The following is a 15,153-nucleotide window of genomic DNA, read 5'->3' as shown; positions in this document are numbered from 1 at the left end:
GAACAAAAAGCAACTGAGATGCCGGTTTGTCAACGATGCCGCGACTCATCTGTCAAACATGTCGCGACTCATGACAATTGTGCGCCCGGAGGGATTCGAACCCCCAACCTTCTGATCCGTAGTCAGATGCTCTATCCGTTGAGCTACGGGCGCAGACCGTTGGTAAGCAGTGCGTGCGCTCTGCTGTGCAACGAGAAATAACTATACCCACGGTCTAGGAAACTACCAAATCCCCAGTTCACTTAGTGTTTACCCACGAGAAGCGGGAAGGCTTTAGGAAGGAATGAGGGCGGCAACTTCGGCGTCGGAAAGCAGGGCGTCCCGGAATGCCTGCAGGGTGGTCTCGTGGTCGAAGTCAATGCCGATGAGAACAATTTCAGCACCAGGGGTAACACCATTGGCCGCCCAGAGGGAAGCGGGCACGATCTGGAGGTTCGGGCCAGCTTGCTGCCAGGCGTGCGCAACGCGCAGATCGGTATCGATCCAGCAGTACCCCTTGGAACGTACAAGACCGGTGCTAGCCCGCAGGGCGGCAAGTAAACGCTCGCGATTAAAGGGGCGGTCGGCGCGAAAAACGACGGAGGAAATACCATATTCCTCGGTCTCGGGGGTATGCGGGTTGACCAGCTCTTCGGCGTAGCCGTGATAGGTGGCAGCGGTAGCGGTGTCATACAAGTGGGCATCGAGGACAAGCCGTGGGTCGATAACACCGTTGGTAACAATCACGACGCGGGCGCGGCGGTTCATGGCGCGAACGGTAGCGATGACACGTTCGGTTTCGGCAGCATCAACCAGATCGGTCTTAGTAACAAGGATAAGGTCAGCAAACTCGACTTGGTCCACTAGGAGGTCGGCCACGGTGCGATCATCGCTGGGTGTGGCCTCAATATTCTCAGACGCGAGGCTCTTGCCGCGACGCAGGCAATCAAGAAAAGCGGAAGCATCCACGAGAGAGACCATGGTGTCAATAGGAGCGACGTCAGCAAGCGTGGTGGCGTCCGCAAACTCCCATTCAAAGGTGGCGGCCACGGGCATAGGCTCGGAAATGCCAGTGGACTCGATGACGATCTGATCGAAGCGGCCGGAGCGGGCCAGCTTACCCACGGAATCGATGAGATCTTCGCGCAAGGTGCAGCAGATACAGCCATTGGATAGCTCGACAAAGCGGTCCTCACCACGCTCGAGGTGACCTTCGCCGGCAACGAGGGCAGCATCAATATTAACCTCGGAGAAGTCGTTGACGATGCCGGCAAGCTTGCGCCCCTCGCGGTTAGCAAGCAGGTGGTTTAAGAGCGTAGTTTTTCCGCTGCCTAAAAATCCGGACAGCACAGTAACGGGAGCAGCCATTCCCTATTGATAATGTTTTTCATTAGGGAATGGCTACGGCGCCTAGATTGAAAGGCCGAAGATAGGCACTGCCAGCAGGTACACCGTAAGGGTGATGAGGAAGATGCCGATGATATTGAGTCCGAGACCGCCCTTGATCATCTCGCCGATCTTGACGTAGCCAGAGCCATAAGCAATGGCGTTCGGCGGGGTGGCAACTGGGAGCATGAATGCGCAGGTTGCCGCGAGCGCCACCGGGATGGTGAGCAGAAGGACGTTGATATCGCCATCGGCAGTAAGCCCCACACCCACGGCGACGCCACCCATAATCGGAATGAACGTAGCCGCCGTAGCCGTATTGGAGGTGATCTCCGTCAGGAAGAGCACCAGCGCAGCCACGGCAGAGACGATGAGGACAACGGGCAGGACGCTAAGCCCCTTGGCCATCTCACCAATCCACAGGGACAGGCCGGAGGAATTAAAGACCGAGGACAGCGACAGGCCGCCGCCGAAGAGCAGGAGGACGTCCCACGGCATTTCATTGGCCGTCTTCCAGTCCAGCAAACGGATGCGGCGCTGGTTATCCGCGGGCAGGATAAAGAGCAAGATGCCAGCGGCAATGCCCACGATGGCATCGTCATAGTTCTCAAATTCTTTGAGGACCAACGGCAGGGTAACCCAGGCTGCGGCGGCGAGGACGAAGATGATGCCGGTCATGATCTGGGGGCGGGTCCAGGGGCCGAGGGCTTCAATTTCGTCGTTAATAAGCTCGCGGCCGCCTGGAATATCCTTCATCTCCGGCTTGAAAACGGTGATGAGCAGTGCCCAGGCAATCAGCAAGAAGATTGCTGCAAGCGGCACACCAACTGCCATCCACCGTCCAAAGCCGAGGGTAACGTCCCAGGTATCGGCCATATATGCATTAAGGAAGGCATTCGGCGGGGTACCGATGAGCGTACCTAGCGAACCGATGGAGGCGGAATACGCGATACCCAGCATCAGTGCCGTGGCAAACTTCTTCTGTTTATCCCAGCCGCCTACGGTTTCCGCGGTCAGTGCCAGCACCGAGGTGCCGATCGGGAGCATCACCACGGCCGTGGCGGTATTAGATACCCACATGGACAAAAAGCCGGTGGCCAGCATGAATCCCAAGATCAGGCGCTTGGGCGAGGTGCCGATGATCTTCACCACGTACAGCGCTAGGCGGCGGTGCAAGTTCCAGCGCTGCAGAGCAAGCGCGATAAGGAAGCCACCCATGAACAAGAAAATGGTGGCGGACGCGTATGGGGCACCTACCTCTTTAATCGTTCCCACACCAGCGAGCGGGAAGATGACCAGCGGCAGCAGCGCGGTGGCGGCGAGCGGAATGGCCTCGGTCATCCACCACACGCCCATCAAGATGGTTACGGCAGCGACGGTGCGGATGGCGCTGAGCGTGTACTCGGCTTCCGGATCTGCACCTGCGGAGCCCTGTACGGTCTCGATCGCATTCGAGGGGAAGAAAAAGAAGACCAGTACGGCCAAACCCAAGCCGATGAAAAGGCCGATGAACTGGCGGCGCCACTCGCTACGCGGCGCTCCGGGGGCTTCGTCACCTTCGGTGTGGGCAGTAGATTCGTGAGTATGCGGGGTGGTCATACCGCGCGCTCCTTCACTTAGAGAGGATTGTGCTGTGGGATATGCTCCGTATTTCCCAGTTTATTAGCTAGGCCGAGGCAGCAGACCGAAAGTTATCCAGTTCACTGCGAAGCATGCACTGACCATACAAAACATGTGACGCAGAAACCATATCCCGCCACATAGAACTACCCCCGCACCCCCACAGAGCACACACTGCACCTGCCCGAAACCAGAAATGAGTCCACCACTTCCCTACCCCCGAGCTAAGGAACGGCGAGTTAGATTCCCAATACGGTCTTGGCAATCAGGAAGTAGATAATCAGGCCCGTGGCATCGCAGAAGGTAGAGATAAACGGGTTGGAGAATACTGCTGGATCGGCGCCGATGGTCTTAGCCACGATGGGCATGAGCCCGCCGACGGTCGCAGAAATCGAACAAATCAAAAACAGCGTCGAGCCGATGACGAGGCCGATGCTTAGGCCATAGACCAAGGTGGCCAGTCCCAAGCCAGCTAGTCCCAGCACCGCGCCGAGCAGCATGCCGACGCGCAGCTCGCGCCACATGACGGCGAGGAGATCGCGCGTGCGGACATCGCCCAGCGCCAAGGCACGCGTCACCGTGGTCGCCGCCTGGTTGCCGGTATTGCCACCGGTGCCGGTCAGCAGCGGGATAAATAGCGAAAGAACCACAGCCTTGGCCAATGTGTCTTCAAAAGAATCGAGCACCTGCACCGTCAGTAGCGCAGAGACGGCCAATACGAGCAGCCATACGATGCGCGAGCGCACCAACTTGAGCAAAGGCGTGGATAAATAAGGTTGCTGGAGGGCCTCGGTACCGCCGGCGCGAGCGGAGTCCTCACTATCTTCTTCTTCCACGATGTCCGTAGCATCATCCCACGTCAGCAGGCCAACTAAGCGGTGAGAATCATCCACGATAGGCAGTGCAAGAATGTCCAATGGGAGGAACCAACGCGCGGTTTCTTCCGCATCAGCACTAGCACGGGCAAAGATGGGGTCGTGCATAATATCGGCCATGGTCAGCGTGGCATCAGCGGTGAAGATTTCGCGCAGGCTCACCACGCCCACCAGGCGCCTATCCTCGCGGGTAATGGGCACGGTGTAGATGGTTTCCAGCTCATTCGCCGTCTCCCGCAGTTTAAATAGCGCGTCCTTAACGCTCATCTCTGGGTGGATTACGGGCACCTCGGGCGACATGCGGCGGCCCACCGACCCTTTGTCATAGCCCAGCACCACGCCCGTGACGTCGCGCTTGGATTGCGTCAGCGAGCGCAGCAGGCGGTCCGCGATTTCCGCGGGCAGCTCATCCAGCAGGGCCACGCGGTCTTCCGGATCGAGCTCATCGAAGAACTCATAAACATCGGCATTGCCCAGCTCATCGATGATATCGGCCTGGTGCTTTGCATCGAGGGCGTCAAAGACGACGATTGATTTCTGGCGCGGCAGCAGGCGCAGGGCCAAGGCTGAGCGGACGGCATTTTGTCGCTCGACGACGGCGATGAGTTCCTGCAGGGGCACCTTCTCCAGGAGTTCCTGGAGGCGTGGGGCCTTGGTGGGGCTAATGGCGTCTTCTTGCTTTAGCCATGCCTCGACAATATCGCTAGCCCGCTCGGTGGTCTCCGCCATGGCCTATCCGCCTTTCCAACCCCAGGTTATTGACTTCAGGTTTCTTAGAATACGCGATTTGCCCAGAAAATCCTTCAGAGATCATCTCTGGCCGCATGAGGACGCCCAGAAGCCACCTCGATGATGACATCGGGACGACTACAGGAATAGACCCCACAGGGCGAAGGCTGCTAGCAAAGAAACCAGACCGGCAGTACTGGCCAAAATGATTGCATGCGGGAGGGGAGTCTGGGAAGAAAGGGCGACGTCAACAAGCGAGGCACGTTGCCACACCGCCAAGACCAGCGCCAGCACCCCGGCGGCAAGGAGGACGAGCGGCAAGAAGACGCGCACACTCACCGTCCGCATCACACCTAGCAACACTAAGGAAAGGGCCAAAAGGGTGCGCTGCCACGACAGGCGCGTACGCTCTGGTTGCAGGCCGGGATCAAAGGGCTGGTTAGGCAAGGAACTCGCCTACCAAAAGCGCACCGGCCACCACCACGATCACGGCAACAAGGACCGGAAGGCCGAAACTAAACGGAAGCGATCGATTCTCTCGCATCGCGCGCTCTGATTGCTTCCAATGCCCCCACGCCACCACGGGCAAGATTATGGCGACTATCAGCATGAAGACCGACACCGTAGCACGCAGGGCGCTTGGAAGGGGAACATCAAAGGCCTCAAGTGCTACTCCGCCAGCAATCAACGCTAGGGAAGTGCGAATCCACGCCAGGAACGTGCGCTCATTAGCGAGCGTGAAACGCGGATCAGGGTCGGTGCCGACTGCAAACACCGAGCGGGGAAACCTCGAGTCACTCATGGGCACCACTTTATATTCATTTATCTCCTACGTCGCGACAAGCCCACGCAAAACTTCGCCTTCCCGTAGCCTCATAGGCACTGGCCAGCCCTCTGAGCAAAGGAGCGCCCGCCCCCATGAACCTGCGCTTATGCAACTACGTGCCATCCTCCGCGAACGAGGACGAGTTTTTCAGCAAAGAGAACATCAAGCGCGTCAGCACCCCAAATCCGCGCCCCGATACCACCGGCTTGCGCGCGGCCGTTGTGAGCAACGGCCCTTGCCCCACCAAGAACCATACGAGATTCGACTTCCTCTTACAGCTCTTCCATATGGGTCCCATCGTAATTCTCGGGCTCTTCCCTTTTGCTCTTACGGGACTCGATTTCCGCATCGCTTTGCTCATCAGCCTGCCTATCATTGCATTCGGCATTTCCAAGCCCGTTCGCTGGCTGGCCTCGACCCACAATGAGCACACTCTGCTCCGCAAAGCGTGGGCCAATAATTGGCTCGAGTTTTATCCGATACTGATGGGAAACTTCTACCACTTTGATTCCAAGGAAGAAAAGAACCCTATAGGCGATGACCACTATTACTTCCACCGGGCGCGCATCATGGTGTTCTTTCCTGATGGCTCCACGGAAGTACTACCAGAGCTCGCAACCGTGAAGGCTGTCGACTATCCGCCTGAAGCGATGAGGTCAGATGGCACTGCTATTGCGGAAAGCCCCGAGGATCTGCGTGTGAGCCCCACCATTAATAATGGCTGGGCGCTACTGACCGTGCTCGCCGGTGACCCCGTATCCGCCGGCACTCCCGATATCGGCTTGAATGAGCAGCAGATAGAAGCAGCGCTTGCCCAAGTGGAGCGTGAGTGGGCACCCGGCATTCTGAATTAACCCGCCGCAGCGAGTTATAGTCGGGCCATGATTGAAGTTGCCGCCGTAGTTTTCCGTAATTCCTTTGGCCATGTCCTCACCGTGCGCAAAGATTCTTCCACCAAGTTCCAACTGCCCGGCGGCAAGCTTGAGGCTGGCGAAACCCCCGCACAGGCCGCAGCCCGCGAGGTTGCAGAAGAAATCGGCGTTGACGTCCGCCTCCCAGAGCTTTCCCCGCTCGGCATCTTCGACGCACCGGCCGCCAATGAACCCGGTGAAACCGTTCGCGGGCATATCTTTGCTTATCCACGCCCCGTCCTTGCCCGAGCGGCTGCCGAGATTGCCGAAGTCGCATGGGTAGACCCCACCAACCCAAAGCGGGAGCTCGCCCACCTGCTGCGCGACGAGGTCTTTCCTGTCCTGGAATCCTAAGGCCCTGCTTGGCCCCCTTAGGAATTTCCTATTGCGGCTCCTAAGGGGGCAACCTAGAGTTATTTTCATCAGAATTGAGCGATGAAAGGACCGTCCTCCGTGCCGCAGCAATCCACACCCGGACCTATCGTGACGATTACTTTCCTCGTCCTAGGAATCATTAGCTCTATTATCGCGATTCTCATGGTGCCTGCCCTCTTCCACGAGGTTACTTCCCTGCGCGCTGCGGCGTTTACTGGAAGCTTTATTTTCGGCACCGGCATGCTCACACTTTTCCGCCGCTGCGCCAAGTACCAGCACAAATAGCAGATTTCTCCGCTGCATAGAGCCGACGAGAATAGAAACCGCGAATTAAAAAATCCCGAGCGCGCACGCTCGGGATTAGATGGCGGAGATGAGAGGATTCGAACCTCCGGACCCCAGAAGGGTCAACTCCTTAGCAGGGAGCCCCATTCGGCCGCTCTGGCACATCTCCACGGTTCACAAGGAACCTCGTTTGAGAATACCTGCCTGCCCCGCCGCTGCCAAACTAGCCCCCTGCTTTCGCTCCCGCAGCAAAGGCGCAGGCCCTAAAGTGGTATCCATGATTCGCCCCGACCTGAATGCCATCCCTGCCTACGTCGCTGGTGCGCGCAATGATGACGCACTCAAGCTTTCCTCCAATGAGGCCGCACACCCGCCCCTGCCAGAGGCAGCCGCGGCTATGGCAGAGGCAGCCGCACAGGCTAATCGCTACCCGGATATAGCGGCCACCGCACTGCGCGAGGATCTCGCCGCCCACCTAGGAGTAGATCGGGCGCAGGTTGCGGTGGGCACCGGCTCGTCCGCATTGTGCCAACAGTTGGTAGAAATTGCCGCCACTCCGGACGATGAAATTCTCTTCCCATGGCGCTCCTTCGAGGCCTACCCCATCTTCGCCCAGGTGGTGGGAGCCCACCCCATCCCGGTTCCGCTCCGCACAGACCAGCGCGTGGACCTTCCTGCCATGGCGAAGAAAATCACGGATAAAACCAAGCTTATCTTCGTGTGCAACCCCAATAACCCTTCCGGCACCACAGTGACCAAGGACGAGTTCGCCGCATTCATGGATGCTGTGTCTGCCGATGTCCTCGTAGCCCTCGACGAGGCCTATATCGAATACAACCGCGCCACCGACACCCCGCTGGGCACGGAGCTGGTGGGCACCTATCCCAACCTGGTGTGCCTGCGCACCTTCTCTAAGGCTTATGGCCTGGCCGGAGTACGCATCGGTTATGCATTTGGCCCGGAAAATATTATCGAGGCCCTCAATAAAGTGGCCATCCCCTTCTCCGCCAGCACCGTGGCGCAGGTTGGTGCCCGCACGGCACTGGCGGCGCAGGATTCGCTGCGGGAGCGCACCGATGAGGTCGTCGGCCAGCGCGAGCGCCTAGAAGAAGCCTTGCAGGAGTGGGGCGTGCCGCATTCCGAGGCAAACCATGTCTGGCTGCCGGCCGCGAATCTGGCCCGCCTTGGTACCCCGCAGGAGGTAGCCGCTCGCCTGGCCGAACGCGGCGTGCTCGTGCGCGCATTTAGCGAAGGCCTACGCATTACCGTAACCACCGAGGAAGAAACCGACACCCTGCTGCAGGCGTGGAACGCAACCATAGGAGGCTAAATGCGATCACTTATTAACTTCGCCCTGAACGTCTTTGCCATCGCGGTGGCGCTGTGGGCGGTGGTCACCGTCATTCCCGGCATCACCATCACCCCGGCCGAGACCGGCAATTTCATCGCCATTGCCATCGTCTTCATCATCATTAATGCAGTGGTCATGCCAGTGTTGCGTGTCCTTGGCGCACCGCTGACCTGCTTGACGCTTGGGCTGTTCTCCCTCGTCATCAACGGTGCCGCGCTCATCATCGTGGAGTGGGCGCTCAACTCCCTGGACTTGGGAATCGGCCACCTTGTCATCGACTCTTGGGGCGCCGCGATTATCGGCGCCATCGTGCTGTCCATCGTCAGCAGCGTCATCAACTTCTTTACTAGCCCGCTGCGGCAGCGCGATTAGCCACCTGCAAAAGGTGGAAGCACATCCACGCGGGTCACGCCAGCCAGGGGGGAATCCATGGCGGTGTTCCCGGCGCCGTCGATAAGAAAACTACAGCGCCCCAATACCTCTTTCAGGCTCATGCCAGCCTCGGTGGTTCCGGCATGTTCCCTGCCCAGCTGCGCCACCAGATCACCCAAGGTGGCGGGGGCTTCTACCTGCTCAGACGCCACGCCCGCAGCGGCGCGGGCGGCGGCGAAATAGTGAACGGTCAACATGCCCTCTACTATGCCCCGCACGCCCGTGCCATGTCGAGACCGCGGGTAAACTAGCCGCCATGCGCACACCCAAGACTCACGCGCGCGAGGTCGCCGCGGCCCTGCCCGCACGCCAAGCCGCCACCGTGCCCCTCACCCAAGCGCAGGATATGGTTCTGGCTGCGGATATCCACGCTGGCTTCCCCTCCCCTCGCTTTGATAACTCCCAGATGGATGGCTACGCCCTCCCGCAGTGTGCGGCCGGGACCTACCCGGTGGGCCCCACCATCGCGGCCGGCACTGAGCCCGCCCAGGTACTCGACAGCCCGCTTTCCAGCGCCTGCCCCATCATGACCGGCGCCAAGGTACCGGAAGGAACTGCAGCCATCGTGCCCATCGAGCGCTGCGAACCACAAGAATTCCTCGCTCCGGGTGACCGCATTACCGTGCCAGAGACCTCGCCAGGCCAATTCATCCGCCGCACCGGCTCCGACCTGGAAAAAGGCACCCTCCTCGCCGCCCGCGGCGATAAGCTCACGCCGGTGCGCTTGGCCGCCCTCGCTTCCCAAGGAATCGACGAGGTAGAGGTCTACCGCCCCGCCCGCATCCTCATCTGCACCGGCGGCGCTGAAATCGGCCATGGCAGCGCCGCCATTCCGGATGCCAATGCGCCCCTCTTAACGGCAATGGCCGGCCGCGCCGGCATCGACGTCGCGGGGTATATCACTACCGACGATGACCCACAGGCCCTAGAGCGCGCTTTCACGGAAGCCATCGCGCAACACCACCCGGACGCCCTCATTACCGCAGGCGGAATTTCCGCCGGGAAATTTGAAGTAGTCCGCCAGGTGCTCGATGGCTGGTTCGGCCACGTGGACCAGCAACCCGGCGGCCCGCAGGGCATCGCCACTTTTCACGACACCCCAGTGATCTGCTTGCCTGGAAACCCCATTTCCACGTTGGTAAGTTTCCGTCTCTTCGTTGCCCCTGCGCTCGGCTGGGCTCCGCAGCCTTTCCGCGTCCCCCTGGCCGCGGGTATCGACGGCCTCCCACACAAGGACCAATTCCGCCGCGGGCGCGTCGATTCCCATGCCCACATCCTCGGTGGCGCCAGCTCCCACCTGCTCGCCCAAGCGGCAGACGCCACCCATCTCATCCGCATCCCTGCCGATCAACGCCTCGAAGCAGGCGAGGAAGTAGAGGTCTACCCACTATGAGCCCACAGCGAACCGCCCTCGTCATCGTCGCTTCTACGCGCGCCGCCGCGGGCATCTACGAAGATCGCTCCGGCCCCATCGCGGTGGAGTTCTTGCGCCGCAAGGGCTTTGACTGCCCCGACGCGCGAATCGTCCCCGATGCCGATATTGCCGCAGCTGTTGACGCCGCGTTCGCCGAAAAACCCGCAGTCATCCTGACCTCCGGCGGCACTGGGCTGACCCAAGATGACCAGACGGTAGAAGCCGTAGCACCACATATCACCCGCGAGCTGCCCGGCATCGCGGTGGCCTTCTGGCAGAAGGGTTTGGAAACCGTGCCCACCGCGGTGGCTTCTCGCGCCGTTGCCGGCGTCAATGATTCCACCTTTGCCATGACTCTTCCCGGTTCTACCGGCGGGGTAAAGGACGGCTGCGCGGTTTTGGAAGAATTAATCGTTCCGATCGTCGATATGTTAGAAGGAAAACATGAGCACTGATCCCTCCTATGTGGCCGAGCAAACCGGCTGCACCATTAGCACGCTGCTGAGCGATCAACCCCTAGAATCCCTTCTTGCCGCTGCCAAGGAAGAGGCCGTCACGGCCGCCATGGGTGCCGTTGTCACGTTTGAAGGGATTGTGCGCGATCACGACGGCGGCCGGCCCAATGTGACTTTGCTGTCCTACAGCGCCCACCCATCCGCGCCAGAGAAGCTGCAAGAGGTCACCGATTCCGTCGCGGCCAACCACCCAGTGCGCCTGTGGGCCGCCCACCGTACAGGTGATCTCAAGGTCGGTGACCTAGCCTTTGCCGTAGTAGCGGCCGCCGCGCACCGCGGCGATGCCTTCCAGGCCGCCGAGGAATGCGCCGATCGCGTCAAGGCGGAGGTCCCCATCTGGAAGGAACAAAGCCACGGCGATGGCTCCACCAATTGGGTGGGCCTGGAATGAGCCTCCGCTATGCCCGCCAGGAAGCGCTCTGGGGCGAGGAGGGACAGCGCAAGCTCAGCGAAGCCCACGTAGCGGTCATTGGTGCCGGCGGCCTGGGCTCCCCGGCCCTGCTTTACCTAGCCGGGGCGGGCGTGGGCCGCATTTCGCTTTTCGACGACGACGTGGTCTCCCCCTCCAACCTGCACCGCCAAGTCATCCACACCACCGCCGCCATCGGCACGCCGAAGACGGATTCCGCCGCAGCCGCCGTCCGCGCGCTCAATCCAGAGGTGGACATCACCTGTCACGGCCGCCTCGAATCAGCGACGGCACTAAAACAATTGCGCGGCTGCGATCTCATCCTCGACGGCACCGATAACTTCGACGCCCGCTACCTCAACTCCTGGGCTGCCCACGAGCTCGGCATCCCACACATATGGGCCTCCATCCTCGGCTTTGATGCCCAGCTCAGCGTTTTCTGGTCCGGCCACGGCCCCGTCTACGAAGACGTCTTCCCCACCGCTCCCGCACCCGGTGAGGTTCCCTCCTGCTCGCAGGCCGGAGTCTTAGGCCCGGTGGTCGGCGTTGTCGGCTCAGCCATGGCGCTCGAAGCTCTCAAACTCATCACCGGCGTGGGCACTCAACTCATCGGCACGCTCGGCTACTTCGATGCCCTTTCCGGTACCTGGGAATACATTCCCCTCCAGTCCACCGGCGCGCAACCCACCCAGCCTGCCGACGCCCCCGAGGTCCGCGAGATTCCCCCGCGCGCCCCGCTTATCGACGTCCGCACCTCCCCCGAGCGTGCCCAATCCGCCATCCCCAACTCCACGCACTTTGAGCTCGACCGCATCCTCGCCGGCGAAGACCCCGACATCGAACGAGATGCTGCGGCGGTTATCTACTGCGCCAGCGGCATGCGTTCCGCACAAGCCGTCGATGTCCTTCGCAAGCGCGGCTTCACCAACGTCGTCTCCCTGCGCGGCGGTATCAATTCCTGGCTCGAGCAGCAGTAACCGAATTCCCCTTGGCAAGACCGCAGCCTATCGGTCGATTTTGGTCTTATGCTCCTTATTCCGCGCAAAAAGGAACCATACAAGTGGCCCGAGGAACGGGTAGGCAAACGCCGCCATCGCCAGCAGTATTTTGACCCCTACGCTATATCCCGAGCGAATGATGGATATGAGCGAAGCCACCCAAAAGACCAACAGGGCGATAACGATGACGGCACCTATCCCGCCCGCAAGCCAGCCATATGATTCTGGTACCTGTTCTTCGGCCAAGTAGGAAATATAATTTGTCATAGTCACCTCAACGTTAACGGTGTTTGAAAGTCCGTAGCTCAAGGTAGGAATTCAATGTAAACGCTGTCTGGCCGTGGACTTAATTTTCACTGTCACCCAGCGAAACCATCCAAAACGTGAGCAGGCACCCTACCGAATCGGTAGGGTGCCTTAATACTGCACTCCCTCACTCAGAAGCTATAAGCTTCTATGCTCCTTTAACTTCGAAAGGAAGCTTAGGCAGCTGCGGAGACGGCGGGATTTGAACCCGCGGAGGTATTACCTCGCCGGTTTTCAAGACCGGTGCATTCGGCCGCTCTGCCACGTCTCCATGCTGTTCTTCGAAAACACTCATCGTGCCTACGAAGCAACTTGGTCAGTGTACTAAATAGATAGCCCGGTTTCCCAAAAAGCCACCTGCAACACTGAATGTCACCGTAGAATACTCCGAATCCAGTGGCTCAGAACACACAAGATTCGTTAGATTGGGCCCATGACTACAACACACATGAAAGCCATCGTTCAGACCGATCCGCAGGATCGCCGGTCCTTAGAGCTCCGCGAAGTCGAGGTCCCTAAGCTGCGCTCGGGAGAAGTGCTCGTCAAGGTGCAGGCAGCTGGCGTTAACCGCGGCGATATCCTGCAGACGATGGGTGCCTATCCGCCACCACCGGGGGCATCGGAAATCTTGGGCTTAGAAGCAGCAGGCACTATCGCCGATGCCGGGGATACGAACTGGAAGGTAGGCACCGAGGTGGGCTGCCTGCTTGCCGGTGGTGGCTACGCCGAATACGTCGCGGTTCCGCAGGGCCAGCTGCTTCCCGTGCCCAAGGGGTTGAGCGTTGAAGAAACTGCAGCGGTGGTTGAGGTCGGGTGCACCGTGTGGTCCAACCTGGGAATTGAGGCAGGCCTTCACGAGGGCCAACGCGTCCTTATCCATGGCGGAGGCGGCGGCATTGGTACTTTTGCCATTCAGGTAGCCAAGGCGCTCGGCGCAGAGGTAGCGGTCACAGCCGGTTCGCAAGAGAAGTTGGAGCGTTGCCGCGAACTGGGCGCAGATATTCTCATCAACTATAAGGAGCACGACTTCGTAGAAGAGTTGAAGGGAAGCTGCGATGTCATTCTGGACATCATCGGCGCGAAATATCTGGAAAAGAATATGAAGTGCCTGGCTAAGGACGGCAAGCTCATCATCATTGGTATGCAGGGCGGCACCAAGGCGGAAATCAACTTGGGCGCCATGCTTCCCAAGCGCCTGACCATCCAAGGCACGACGCTGCGCGCCCGCGATCTGGAGGATAAGGCACAGATTGTGGCGGGCACGGTAGAAAATGTGTGGCCCATGTTGGAGGACGGCCGTGTAAAGCACGCGCTGCACGCCACTTACCCGCTTGCCGACGCCGCCCAAGCCCACACTGCCCTAGACAGCGGCGAAGTCACCGGCACCTTGGTGCTTACCGTTTAAGCCAGTGAGGCTACAACGCGGATGAGATGCTCGACGTCGTGATAGGTATTGAAGGGGCCGAGCGCAACGGTAACGGCACCGCCAATTTCTTCCACGCCCATCTCCGTGAGCAACGGAGTCTGCGGGGCAAGCGTGGTAACAAGGCCGTTATCAAAGAGTCGCTTATACACGGTCTCGGCCGGAACACCCTTTACTGCGAAGGTGAGGCGCGGCAGGCGATCGTCGGACGCGCCGGCGGCCGCTTCCCCGGTCACGCCAAGAATATGCACGGCGGGCAGGGTGCTCAAGAAGGAATACAGGTCCGCGCGCAACTCCTCCAAATAGGCGCTGAGCGCATCCATGGAGGTACGCAAGCGCTTGCGGCGCGAGCCGCTCTCCCCACCGGCTAGAGCAGCAAGGTGGTCCACGAGCGGTCCGACACCGCCGGCCAGGCCAGAGGAAATGGGTGTTTCCAGCTTGCGGGCGCCCTTGCCGGTATGCACCGGATCGAGGGCATCGAGGCGGCGGAACATGCGGGTATCGCGGAAGACCAACGCTGCTAGCTGCGGTCCGCCCAGCAGTCCCAGGTCGAGACCCAAGATATCGGCGCCGAGATCATCAAAGTTGATGGGGCGATAGGGGGCGATCGCAGAGACGTCGAGAAGCGTCCAGGCGCGGGAGCGCTCATGGACGGTGTCAATGATCTCAGCCGCCGGGGAGACCGTGCCCAAAAGCTCGTGCGCGGCGGAAAAAGCGACGAGGCGCGTGGAGCCGTCGACAAGCTCGGCAAATTGGAAACCTGGCAGCTCACCCGTGCCCAAGTCTGGCTGGGCCCAGCGGGTCTCTGCCTTGACCTCAGAAAATGCCGAGTACAAAGACGGCGGATCCAGCTTGGAGAGCACCATCGAGGAATTGCTGCCCAACAGCGGACGGGCCGCGTGCGCCAAGGACTGGTACAACACGGGCAAGGACGGGCCAAGCACCACGCGGTCTGCCTTGGACCCGGTCAGATCCGCTACAGCCATGCGTGCGGCGGTGTAATTACCATCGCCTTCCAAACGGCCCGGCGCGGGCGTGGCAGAGTGGGCGCCGCCTGGGCCCTCCTGGGTGGCCACCGCAGTGGACATCCGGAAGGATCGCGCCACGCCGGAGGCGACGCGCTCAGAAATTTGGGGCACCGCGTGCGCGTTGAGGTAGGTCCAACCATCAGATAGCCCGGTGTATAAACCGCGCACACTGAATACGTCGTAGTGTGCCGAAGCTCCTGCTGGCATTACGGTCCCCTTCTTTATCGCACTAGGCATCGCCACACAGTGGCGGTCGGTTCCCTACTGTATACGCGTTTGCCCCAAGTTTCC

At 60.2% G+C, this 15,153-nt stretch carries 18 protein-coding genes and 3 tRNA genes; 10 read left to right on the top strand and 11 right to left on the bottom strand.

What is annotated here, in order from left to right; genetic code table 11:
* Window positions 1-80 precede the first annotated feature (80 nt).
* From QP971_RS08060 to QP971_RS08035, 6 genes are all read right to left on the bottom strand, one after another.
* Window positions 81-153 (bottom strand) — tRNA-Arg (locus QP971_RS08060).
* Between the two features lie 120 nt (window positions 154-273).
* Complete coding sequence (locus QP971_RS08055) at window positions 274-1,347, bottom strand: GTP-binding protein (protein ID WP_284811226.1); 1,074 nt, start codon at window positions 1,345-1,347, stop codon at window positions 274-276.
* A 42-nt stretch (window positions 1,348-1,389) separates the two neighbouring features.
* Window positions 1,390-2,964, bottom strand: coding sequence for an SLC13 family permease (locus QP971_RS08050; protein WP_284791935.1), 1,575 nt, complete (start codon window positions 2,962-2,964; stop codon window positions 1,390-1,392).
* A 260-nt stretch (window positions 2,965-3,224) separates the two neighbouring features.
* The gene (gene mgtE / locus QP971_RS08045; RefSeq protein ID WP_225746111.1) at window positions 3,225-4,589 is read right to left on the bottom strand and encodes a magnesium transporter; all 1,365 of its coding nucleotides are present in this window, start codon (window positions 4,587-4,589) and stop codon (window positions 3,225-3,227) included.
* Window positions 4,590-4,727: 138 nt separating this feature from the next.
* Entirely contained in the window at window positions 4,728-5,036 is a 309-nt protein-coding gene (locus tag QP971_RS08040) for a DUF202 domain-containing protein (protein WP_284811227.1), read from the bottom strand.
* Window positions 5,029-5,391: a YidH family protein gene (locus tag QP971_RS08035; protein WP_284811228.1), complete on the bottom strand. Its 363-nt coding sequence runs from the start codon at window positions 5,389-5,391 to the stop codon at window positions 5,029-5,031. The genes QP971_RS08040 and QP971_RS08035 overlap by 8 nt, the downstream gene beginning before the upstream one ends.
* A gap of 116 nt (window positions 5,392-5,507) precedes the next feature.
* Here QP971_RS08035 and QP971_RS08030 point away from each other — a divergent pair, with 116 nt between their 5' ends.
* The 3 genes from QP971_RS08030 to QP971_RS08020 all read left to right on the top strand — a co-directional run bounded on the left by QP971_RS08030 (window position 5,508) and on the right by QP971_RS08020 (window position 6,986).
* Window positions 5,508-6,269 (top strand): hypothetical protein, encoded by a 762-nt coding sequence (locus QP971_RS08030; RefSeq protein ID WP_284811229.1) that lies wholly within the window; start codon window positions 5,508-5,510, stop codon window positions 6,267-6,269.
* 27 nt (window positions 6,270-6,296) lie between these two features.
* Window positions 6,297-6,680 (top strand): NUDIX hydrolase, encoded by a 384-nt coding sequence (locus QP971_RS08025; protein WP_284811230.1) that lies wholly within the window; start codon window positions 6,297-6,299, stop codon window positions 6,678-6,680.
* 81 nt (window positions 6,681-6,761) lie between these two features.
* On the top strand, window positions 6,762-6,986 hold the full coding sequence (locus QP971_RS08020; protein WP_284811231.1) for a hemolysin III family channel protein: 225 nt from the start codon (window positions 6,762-6,764) through the stop codon (window positions 6,984-6,986).
* Between the two features lie 80 nt (window positions 6,987-7,066).
* Here QP971_RS08020 and QP971_RS08015 read toward each other — a convergent pair.
* Window positions 7,067-7,155: transfer RNA gene (locus tag QP971_RS08015), tRNA-Ser, on the bottom strand.
* 108 nt (window positions 7,156-7,263) lie between these two features.
* On the opposite strand from QP971_RS08015, the gene hisC reads away from it, so the two are divergent.
* Both hisC and QP971_RS08005 read left to right on the top strand, forming a co-directional pair.
* Window positions 7,264-8,316 (top strand): histidinol-phosphate transaminase, encoded by a 1,053-nt coding sequence (gene hisC, locus QP971_RS08010; protein WP_284811232.1) that lies wholly within the window; start codon window positions 7,264-7,266, stop codon window positions 8,314-8,316.
* On the top strand, window positions 8,317-8,709 hold the full coding sequence (locus QP971_RS08005; protein WP_239279081.1) for a phage holin family protein: 393 nt from the start codon (window positions 8,317-8,319) through the stop codon (window positions 8,707-8,709). It abuts the gene before it with no gap.
* Here QP971_RS08005 and QP971_RS08000 read toward each other — a convergent pair.
* Window positions 8,706-8,966, bottom strand: coding sequence for a MoaD/ThiS family protein (locus tag QP971_RS08000; protein WP_269953802.1), 261 nt, complete (start codon window positions 8,964-8,966; stop codon window positions 8,706-8,708). The two genes, QP971_RS08005 and QP971_RS08000, sit on opposite strands and share 4 nt — an antisense overlap.
* A gap of 59 nt (window positions 8,967-9,025) precedes the next feature.
* Here QP971_RS08000 and QP971_RS07995 point away from each other — a divergent pair, with 59 nt between their 5' ends.
* From QP971_RS07995 to QP971_RS07980, 4 genes are read left to right on the top strand one after another with little or no spacing between them, the layout of a single operon-like run.
* Window positions 9,026-10,162 (top strand): molybdopterin molybdotransferase MoeA, encoded by a 1,137-nt coding sequence (locus tag QP971_RS07995; RefSeq protein ID WP_284811233.1) that lies wholly within the window; start codon window positions 9,026-9,028, stop codon window positions 10,160-10,162.
* Window positions 10,159-10,638 (top strand): MogA/MoaB family molybdenum cofactor biosynthesis protein, encoded by a 480-nt coding sequence (locus QP971_RS07990; RefSeq protein WP_284811234.1) that lies wholly within the window; start codon window positions 10,159-10,161, stop codon window positions 10,636-10,638. The genes QP971_RS07995 and QP971_RS07990 overlap by 4 nt, the downstream gene beginning before the upstream one ends.
* The gene (locus QP971_RS07985; protein ID WP_269953804.1) at window positions 10,628-11,089 is read left to right on the top strand and encodes a molybdenum cofactor biosynthesis protein MoaE; all 462 of its coding nucleotides are present in this window, start codon (window positions 10,628-10,630) and stop codon (window positions 11,087-11,089) included. The genes QP971_RS07990 and QP971_RS07985 overlap by 11 nt, the downstream gene beginning before the upstream one ends.
* Window positions 11,086-12,084, top strand: coding sequence for a ThiF family adenylyltransferase (locus QP971_RS07980; protein WP_284811235.1), 999 nt, complete (start codon window positions 11,086-11,088; stop codon window positions 12,082-12,084). The genes QP971_RS07985 and QP971_RS07980 overlap by 4 nt, the downstream gene beginning before the upstream one ends.
* Window positions 12,085-12,111: 27 nt before the next feature.
* Here QP971_RS07980 and QP971_RS07975 read toward each other — a convergent pair whose 3' ends face one another.
* Complete coding sequence (locus tag QP971_RS07975) at window positions 12,112-12,372, bottom strand: hypothetical protein (RefSeq protein ID WP_284788476.1); 261 nt, start codon at window positions 12,370-12,372, stop codon at window positions 12,112-12,114.
* A gap of 226 nt (window positions 12,373-12,598) precedes the next feature.
* Window positions 12,599-12,682, bottom strand: a tRNA-Ser gene (locus QP971_RS07970).
* A gap of 177 nt (window positions 12,683-12,859) precedes the next feature.
* On the opposite strand from QP971_RS07970, the gene QP971_RS07965 reads away from it, so the two are divergent.
* Window positions 12,860-13,816 (top strand): NAD(P)H-quinone oxidoreductase, encoded by a 957-nt coding sequence (locus QP971_RS07965; protein WP_284788392.1) that lies wholly within the window; start codon window positions 12,860-12,862, stop codon window positions 13,814-13,816.
* On the opposite strand, the gene QP971_RS07960 is transcribed toward QP971_RS07965, so the two are convergent.
* Entirely contained in the window at window positions 13,813-15,069 is a 1,257-nt protein-coding gene (locus QP971_RS07960; RefSeq protein ID WP_284788384.1) for an aminotransferase class V-fold PLP-dependent enzyme, read from the bottom strand. The genes QP971_RS07965 and QP971_RS07960 overlap by 4 nt on opposite strands.
* Window positions 15,070-15,153 lie beyond the last annotated feature (84 nt).

It is taken from the genome of Corynebacterium marquesiae, from assembly GCF_030229635.1.
In the GTDB taxonomy this organism is placed as follows: Bacteria; Actinomycetota; Actinomycetes; order Mycobacteriales; family Mycobacteriaceae; genus Corynebacterium; species Corynebacterium marquesiae.
The sequence above is the reverse complement of the archived record's forward strand: the minus strand, read 5'-3'. Positions and strand labels throughout refer to the sequence as shown.